Source organism: Mucilaginibacter sp. P4_G9 (genome assembly GCF_056400985.1).
The window spans coordinates 1-9,069 of sequence record NZ_JBFUKF010000210.1 but is presented as its reverse complement, the minus strand read 5'-3'; the positions used below and the strand labels follow the sequence as shown (position 1 = coordinate 9,069).

The following is a 9,069-nucleotide window of genomic DNA, read 5'->3' as shown; positions in this document are numbered from 1 at the left end:
ATGATAAGGAGCGAAATGTAATACTCAATATCCCATCAAACCAGTTRCCAAGGTTTTATAGTGTTAGTGCCGATGACGGGCAATACATAGTATTCCTTGATGATATCATCAGGCATAACCTCAATAAGCTATTTAAAAATGAGATAATAAACGGCTGTTATAGCATTAAAATAACCCGTGATGCCGAACTGGACCTGAAGGACGAATACCAGGGCGATCTGTCTGAACAGATCGAAAAACAATTATTAAAACGCGATATGGGTATAGCCACCCGCTTTTTACACCAGCCTAATATTCCTTTACGTATTCTGCATTTTATTACAGAAAAGTTTAGTTTGCAAAGCTCAAGTGTGGTTGAAGGTGGCATGTATCATAACCTTAAGGATTTAATGGGGCTTCCGGTTAATAACCCGGCACTGCGTTATGCCCGCTGGACTCCCATTACAAGCAATACCGGTGATGGTGAAGGTTCGTTATTTGATCATATCGAAAAGCACGATTGCATTTTTCATGCGCCATACCAATCCTACAATACGATACTCCGTTTTTTTAACGAGGCCGCTACCGATGTATCTGTAGATGAAATATTTATCACCCTTTACCGTGTAGCCAGCGATTCGCGAATTGTTAACGCGCTCATCAGCGCTGCCAGTAACGGCAAAAAGGTAAGGGTTATGGTTGAGCTGAAAGCTCGTTTTGATGAAGCCAACAACATAAAATGGGCAAAAAAAATGAAAGCCGCCGGTGTGGATATCATCTATAGTGATAAAGCCCTAAAGGTTCATGCCAAGGTGGCGCTGGTAAAAAGGCGGGTTGATGGTCGCGATAAATATTTAGGATTGCTGGCTACCGGTAATTTTAATGAAAGTACCGCCGCTTTTTATACCGATCATATTATGATGACGGCAAATCCTTTGTTGCTGCGCGAGATGGAATTACTCTTCATTTTTTTATCCAAAGGGAAAAAATCTGCAGAGGGTTATCCCATTGATTTTAAGCATCTGCTGGTAGCACAGTTTAATTTGCAATCGCGCTTTATGGAATTAATTGACCAGGAAATTAATAACGCGAAACAAGGTTTACCGGCCGCTATCACCATAAAACTAAACAATTTGGAAGAGCGTAAGCTAATTACTAAATTGTACCAGGCATCACAGGCTGGGGTTAAAATAAGCCTGATAGTACGGAGCGTTTGTTGTTTGATCCCCGGCGTTAAAGGGATGAGCGAAAATATTACCATCAGGCGCATTGTAGACCGCTACCTGGAACATGGCCGCATATTTATCTTCCATAACAATGGCGATAATAAAATATTTCTTGGCTCGGCCGATTGGATGAACCGCAACATTTATCGTCGTATTGAGGTTTGCTTTCCTGTTTATGACGAAAAGATAAAGACCGAAATTTTGCAAATTATTGAGGTGCAATTAAAAGATAATGTACAGGCCGTAATGCTCAATATGCAATTGCAGAATATAGCAATTGAAGCCAAACTACCTTTGGTACAATCGCAACGTGCTATATATGACCTTTTGAAGGCAATTTAACGATTAAAACTATGCTTAAAGCTATAACTTATATAACTATATTACTTGTTTCGGCGGGTATCCTCTCGGGTATATCATGTACCGATAAGACTGAAAGCAATCAAAGCGGTAGTCCTAAAGGTTATGATCTGGATAAACCGGTAAAATATAATATGCCCGGTGAACTGCTTGAAATATCGGGCATCACTTTCAATAACGGCAAAAGCGATTCATTATATGCCGAGCAGGACGAGGATGGCAAGGTATTCTATCTCAAGTTAGGGGATAAGCAGGTTAATTACAGCAAGTTTGGTAAAAAAGGTGATTATGAGGATATAGCTATTTGCCATAACCAGGTAATTATGCTGCGCAGTGACGGTGTACTGTTCACTTTTCCGTTTAACCAGGTAAGAAGCAAGGAGATTGCAACCGCACAAAAGCTGGAAGACCTTTTACCTGCCGGTGAATACGAAGGCATGTATGCCGATGAAAAATCGGGCCTGCTTTATATTTTATGTAAACATTGTGCCGATGACCGTACTACCAAAAGCAGCAGCGGCTACATATTAGCCTTACAGTCCGATGGTACACTTAAGCAAAACGGAGGTTTCAGTGTTGACGTTAAATCAATTGAGAAGATAGTTGAAAAAAAACGGATAAGCTTCCATCCATCAGCATTAACAAAAAACAGTAATACAAATGAATGGTACATCCTGTCGTCGGTTAATAAAATGCTGGTGGTTGCTGATGCCAACTGGAGTGTAAAAGCGGTTTACCCGCTTAATGCTTCAATGTTTAACCAGCCCGAAGGAATAACTTTCGACGCGCAGCATAACCTTTACATATCCAATGAGGGAAGTAAGACAAGTGAGGGTAATGTTTTAAAATTTAACTTCAACAAATAATAGCAGTATGATAAGAGACAAAAAACTGATCTGGATATTTTTCACAATTATTGGCTTAACAGCTTACCATCCCTGCTTTGCCCAAAATCCTGATATTGATATTTTAAAAAGCATTAATCCACAGCACCCCACATCCTTATATTGGCGTAATACCAGTAATTCGGCTTATTATGTTGCCGGTGCAGCCACGTTTGGTACATTAATATATGGCTTTGTTACCGATGATGCAACAGCTAAACGTAATGGAATTGAAACCTTTATCAATTTAGGGGCATCAGTTTTAGTAACGGATATTCTTAAAGTAAGTGTAAATCGTACCCGGCCGGCAGATAGGTATCCAAATGATGTATTTGTACTTTCGCCAACGCATAATCAGTCGTTTCCTTCGGGGCATACCAGTTTGGCCTTTGCTAYGGCTGCTACCCTATCAATTCAATACCATAAATGGTATGTAACTGTACCGGCTTACCTATGGGCATCATCGGTAGGGTACTCCAGGATGTATTTGGGTAAACATTACCCCTCGGATGTGTTAGCTGGCGCCGCAGTGGGTATAGGTACGTCATATGCCGGCCATTGGCTTAACCAGAAACTTTTCAAAAAATCAACATCAACTCACAGCTATCATGAATAAACAATTAACCCTTATTTTTATTTTATTATTGGGCAGGCTTGCTGTGATGGCCCAGGATTCTGTTAAATACCGGGTAATACTGATAGGTGATGCCGGCGAAATGGACATGCAGCAGAGCGCCGTTTTAAAACACGCGGCAGGTAGTATCATCAAAAACAAAACTATTGTGATGTACCTGGGCGATAATATTTACCCAACTGGCATGGGCTTGCCGGGCAGCAATGAAGAAGAACAAACAAAAAAGATCCTGCAATCGCAATACCAACCTATGCGGGCCAATGGCGCACCGGTTTATTTTATCCCCGGCAACCATGATTGGGATAAAATGGGGCCACTGGGCCTTGCTAAAATAAAGCGCCAATGGCAATACCTTGATGAACAGCAGGATAGTCTATTGAAAATGATCCCCGCAAATGGCTGTCCCGATCCGGTAGAGATTAATCTTAATGAATACTTAACCGTTATTGCTTTTGATAGCGAATGGTGGTTATATCAATACAATAAAGATAATACTGGCGCCGAGTGCGACTGCAAAACCAAAGATGATATTATAGATAAGTTTAAGGAAATACTGGACAGGAACCGCAATAAAGTGATCCTGCTGGCATCTCATCACCCTTTCCAGAGTTATGGTACCCATGGCGGTTATTTTTCACTGAAAGACCATATTTTTCCTTTAACTGCCGTAAATAGCGGTTTAATGATCCCGCTGCCGGTAATTGGTTCGCTTTATCCATTTCTGCGGTCATCATTTCCAAATCCAGAAGACCTGAACCACCCTTTATATAAGGACATGATCACCCGGATAGACGGTGTTTTTAAAGGTTTCCCTAATATGATCCATGTGGCAGGTCATGAGCATGGCCTGCAGTTTATTAAAGATAACCAGGTGCAGGTTGTTAGTGGGGCCGGTGCCAAACATACTTACGCCATAAAAGGCAAAAACTCCCTGTTTGCCGATGCAACACAAGGTTATGTAACTGCAGATATGTTAACCAATAACAGTATCCGGTTTACTTATTATATTGACGGCGAAACAGGAATAAAGCAGGCATTTACCTATACACAGCCTTATACAACTGTAAAAGAACAGGTTGATGCATCACTTAAACCTATTACCGCTGATAGCATTGTGGTTAAGGTTCATCCATCATATAATAGTGTAAGCAAATTTCACCGGGCATTATTTGGTGAAAACTACCGTAAAGAATGGGCCGCTGATACCAAATTACCGGTGATAAGGATCTCCGAATTTCAGGGCGGCTTAACTCCTTTAAAGGTTGGCGGCGGTTTCCAAACCCACTCATTGCGATTAACTGATAAGAATAATAAGGAATGGGTGATCCGCAGCGTGGAGAAAAGCCCCGAAAAAATATTGCCGCAAGAATTCCAGGAAACATTTGCAAAAGATTGGGTTAATGATGCCATGAGCGCGCAGCACCCTTTCTCGGCACTTATCGTTCCGCCTTTGGCCGCTGCTGCCCGTGTACCGCATGCAAACCCGGTAATCGGGGTGATATCGCCTGATGAAAAGCTTGGTAAGTTCAATGAAATATTTGATAACAAGGTAGTACTGATTGAAGAAAGAGAACCCACCGGAAAATCGGACAATAGCACCAAAATGACAGAAACTTTGTTGAAGGATAATGACAATACGGTGGATGGCAACGAATTTCTGCGTGCCCGTTTGCTTGATTTGCTGATAGGCGATTGGGACAGGCACAGCGATCAGTGGCGCTGGAAAGGTGATAAAACAGATAAAGGCATTTCTTATACAGCTGTGCCGCGCGACCGCGACCAGGTAATTTATACCAACCAGGGTATATTGCCAACCATAGCCGCCCAACCATGGCTGGCGCCAAACCTGCAAGGTTTTAACGGCGAGATTTATGATGTGCGTTACTCCATCTGGAAAACCATGTTCATGGAACGCTTTCCGGCCGTAAAATACAACTACGATGAATGGACTAAAATAGTGAAAGACTTTGTGGCTGCAGAAACTGATGAAGTTTTAGAGGCTGGTTTAAGGCGATTACCCGAATCATCCTACAAATTGCGACATGATGTATTGATTAAACAATTAAAAGAACGCAGGGCCAATATTCCGGCGGCCATGGATTACTACTATAAGTTCGCCAATAAAATTGTTGATGTACATACCACCAACAAGGATGAATTGATAAATATTAAAGACATCCCCGGTAAGGGCTTAAATATCACTATCAACAAGATCAATAAAAACGGTATTGTAAAAGATACATTGATGAACATCAATTTTAGTGCTGATATTACTAAAGAGATTCGTCTTTATACCGGGGGAGGTGATGATAGAGTAGTTTTAAATAATGCAACATCGCCTATTAAGCTGAGACTTATTGATAGCACCGGTACCAAAAACTACAATATCATTAAATTAAGAAATACGGTGCAGCTTTATGATAAGGGTAAAAAACTTACGCTTATTGGCGATACCTCCAATGTGCACAAACATATTTCGGCAGATAGCGCTAATACAGCCTACCTGCGAACAAATCTGTTAAGCAATACCATGCCGCTGGCCAATATAGAAATTAACCCTGATGAAGGCGTTTTACTGGGCTTAGGTTTTAAATACACACACCAGGAAGGTTTCCGCAAGTTACCGTATAATGATGTGCAACAGGTATTTGTGAGCCACTCATTTAGTACAAATGCTTTTAAGATTAAATATAACGGAGAATGGGTGCAAGCCGTAGGCGATGCAAATTTGCTGATGCAGTTCCAGGCAAATTCCCCGGGAAATATTAACTTTTTTGGCAGGGGTAACGAAACCGTATTTGATAAAACGGGAGATTACAGAACTTTTTATCGCACAAGGTTTAATACAGTTCAGTTTGATCCGGCTTTACAATGGGTAAGCAAATCGGGAACGAGTTTAAGTGTAGGGCCGTCATTTCAATATTACAGTTTGGATGTTGATGATAACAAGGGCCGTTTAATTACAAATCCATTACTTACTAACAGTGATGATAGTTATACCTTTGATAAACGAAAACTTTTTGCCGGTGTGATATTAAACTTCACCAGCGATAAGCGTAACAATAAGATACTACCCGCCTGGGGAAGCTATGTAAATATTAAACTGCAGGGTTATGCCGGTTTAAATAGCTATTCAAATACCTTTACACAGCTTATTCCGCAAGTGGCATTGTACAAAAGTTTAAATACCCAGGGAACCATCGTGCTGGCTGATAGAGTAGGAGGCGGCATTACCCTTGGTAAAACGGCTTTTTATCAATCCTTATTTTTAGGCGGGCAGGATAACCTGTTGGGCTATAGATTATACCGCTTTGCCGGACAATATAGCTTTTATAACAACCTGGAGCTGCGTATAAAATTATTTAATTTTGCCAGCTACATTGTACCCGGACAGGCAGGGCTTCTGGGCTTTTATGATGTTGGCAGGGTGTGGGTAAAAGGCGAACATTCTGATAAATGGCATAATGGTGCAGGCGGTGGAATATATATTGCGCCGGCCAGACTTGCGGTAATTAAAATAGTTGCAGGGCATTCTGAAGAAGGATGGTACCCTTATCTTTCAACAGCATTCAGGTTTTAACAAGGGTAATTTTTTATTATAAAAATGCACACCGAAGTATTAAATATAAGCAAAAACGATTGTACTGTTTGCCTGGTAGATATGTGCCTGTCATTCAATCCATTTGTTGAACATTTAAAGGAGCGCGTAATTACCGAAAAAACCCTCAAAACCGAGTTTTACAAATACGTACTCAATAAGTTTGAAACAGATACCTGTATTGACCTGGAACTAAACCCTGAGCATGCAGAGACGTACCGTGAAATGCTGGAACTTATTTATAGCATACTTACACCGCCTATACTTAATGAAAAGGAATTTTACTGGGCGTTAAGTACTCCTATACCAGATAAGATCTTTTTCAGTACCGAAGCGTTCTTTAATTTTCATTCCAGTCATTACTCTGGTATATACGCGGAAAATATACCTGATACTGAAATGTTTATGCAACGCCAGAGAAGGTTTGTTTTTAACCTGATATTGGAGCGGATGTATGGCTTCAGTACCGTACTTAAAAACGAATTGTTGTACAGTTATATAGATCCGGAAACCAACCTTACGCGCTATTACAGTATTTTTACCAATGCACAGTTCGTAAATATTATAGCAAAAGGTGATTTACCTGTACTGAACTTTGAAACTATAGAGCCCTACCTCAATGATTTTGAAGGAATAGAGACATTGGAGCGTATTTTACCACTGTCGAATTTTATGTTCCAGGGCTTTACGGTAATTACTTTAACAGATGTTACTCTTCCACATGCCATGGAAAGTATCAGGAATGAGTTGGTTAATCATTCTACCAATAATGAGACAGAACAATATGAGCATATTATCCAGTCGTTAAAAACATTGGCCGAAGATCCATCGATTGAGTTTGGGTTAATGCCATTTTTAACTGTTAATAATAAGCCGGTATTTGACAATGATGAATGTTCACAAAGTATTTTAATTTCGTCAGCAAAACAGTACAGCCTGGGCGAAGAAGCTTTCGATTCAATTGCCGGCGATTATAACAGAAACCCCAAGCCGATATTTTTTAATACCATCAGCGATGAAAAGGTATCAAAATTTCCTTTCCTTAAAGTGTTAAAACAGGCCGGCGTTAAATCGTACGGAATTTTCCCTGTTTATTACAATAAAAAAAATGTAGGTATAATGGAAGTGTACTCGTATAAAGAAATAAGCTTTTACGAAAAACTACTCTCCAAATTGCAAACAGCCATTCCGTTAATTGCCCAATTATTGCAAAACAGTATCGACCGGTTTGATGAACGTATAGAGAAAGTTATTAAGAACAAATTTACCTCACTGCAGCCATCTGTTCAATGGAAATTTAATGAGGTAGCCTGGACATATCTTACAAAATGGGAAAAAAAGCGCAAGAACCAGGAGATAGAAACCGTGGTTTTTGATAATGTTTATCCATTGTTTGGAGCAATAGATATCCGCAACTCCACCATAGAGCGCAATACTGCTTTACAGGATGACCTTGAAGCCCTGCTTGCCCTTATTATGAAAACTTTAAAGGCATTAAAAAAGAATATTCACTTAAGCCTTATTGACAACCTGGTATTTAAATGCGAGGACTGGCAGCAAAAGGTAAGTGGTTTTATCACTACCAATGATGAGCTTACACTAGATAGCTTTCTGCGTGATGAATTGAGCCCATTCTTAAACCACTTCAGGCAAAACTATCCGGAAGAGAAAGCGGTGATTGATAAATATTTTGATGCCTTGTCTGAAGAAACCGGCCTATCATTCGCCAACCGCCGCAACCTGGAAAACTCCATGCAGCTCATCAATACCAGTATTAATCATTACCTGGAGGTAGCCCAGGATGAGGTACAGGAGTCATTCCCCTGCTATTTTGAAAAATTCAGGACCGATGGAGTGGAATATGATATCTACATTGGCCAATCTATAGCGCCCACCCGTGTTTTTGATTTGCTATACCTTAAAAATATCCGCCTTTGGCAATTGCGGTCGATGGCTGAAATTGCCAAGCTTACCAATAGTTTAGCCGATCAGATTTCACGCCCGCTGCAAACAACACAGCTGATATTTATACATTCAAACGCTATAGATATCAGTTTCAGGAACGATGAAAGGCGTTTTGATGTAGAGGGGGCTTATAATATCAGGTTCGAGGTGGTAAAAAAACGTATCGATAAGGTTTTGATAGCAGGTACTGTTGAGCGGCTTACCCAGCCGGGTAAAATAGCCATGGTATATTTTAACCAAAACGAAGCGGCTGAATACCAGGAATACATCAAATACCTGCAGGAACGTCATATACTCAACAATGACCTGGAATACCTTGAGCTGGAAGAACTGCAGGGTGTTACCRGCCTAAAAGCCTTAAGGGTAGGTGTTAATTACGAGTTTAAATCATAAAAATAAAACTATTTTAAGTTAAAACTATTG

General features: G+C 40.4%; 5 protein-coding genes. All 5 read left to right on the top strand.

The features are described 5' to 3' along the window. Positions 1-1,547, top strand: a 1,547-nt coding sequence (gene ppk1, locus AC1DPZ_RS17010; RefSeq protein ID WP_477405525.1) for a polyphosphate kinase 1, incomplete at its 5' end; no start/stop codon positions are given. Positions 1,548-1,558: 11 nt separating this feature from the next. Further along, positions 1,559-2,431, top strand: coding sequence for an SdiA-regulated domain-containing protein (locus AC1DPZ_RS17005; protein WP_477405523.1), 873 nt, complete (start codon positions 1,559-1,561; stop codon positions 2,429-2,431). Positions 2,432-2,438: 7 nt separating this feature from the next. Beyond that, positions 2,439-3,065: a phosphatase PAP2 family protein gene (locus AC1DPZ_RS17000; RefSeq protein WP_477405521.1), complete on the top strand. Its 627-nt coding sequence runs from the start codon at positions 2,439-2,441 to the stop codon at positions 3,063-3,065. Next, a complete protein-coding gene (locus AC1DPZ_RS16995) occupies positions 3,058-6,663 on the top strand; it encodes a BamA/TamA family outer membrane protein (RefSeq protein WP_477405519.1) in 3,606 nt (1,201 codons plus the stop codon). Before AC1DPZ_RS17000 ends, AC1DPZ_RS16995 begins: the two co-directional genes overlap by 8 nt. A 24-nt stretch (positions 6,664-6,687) precedes the next feature. Continuing rightward, complete coding sequence (locus AC1DPZ_RS16990; RefSeq protein WP_477405517.1) at positions 6,688-9,039, top strand: GAF domain-containing protein; 2,352 nt, start codon at positions 6,688-6,690, stop codon at positions 9,037-9,039. Positions 9,040-9,069: the final 30 nt, after the last annotated feature.

Excerpts from the sequence above, each read along its gene's own strand:
- AC1DPZ_RS16995 (WP_477405519.1), top strand. The coding sequence starts at position 3,058 with ATGAATAAACAATTAACCCTTATTTTTATTTTATTATTGGGCAGGCTT.
- AC1DPZ_RS17005 (WP_477405523.1), top strand. The coding sequence starts at position 1,559 with ATGCTTAAAGCTATAACTTATATAACTATATTACTTGTTTCGGCGGGT.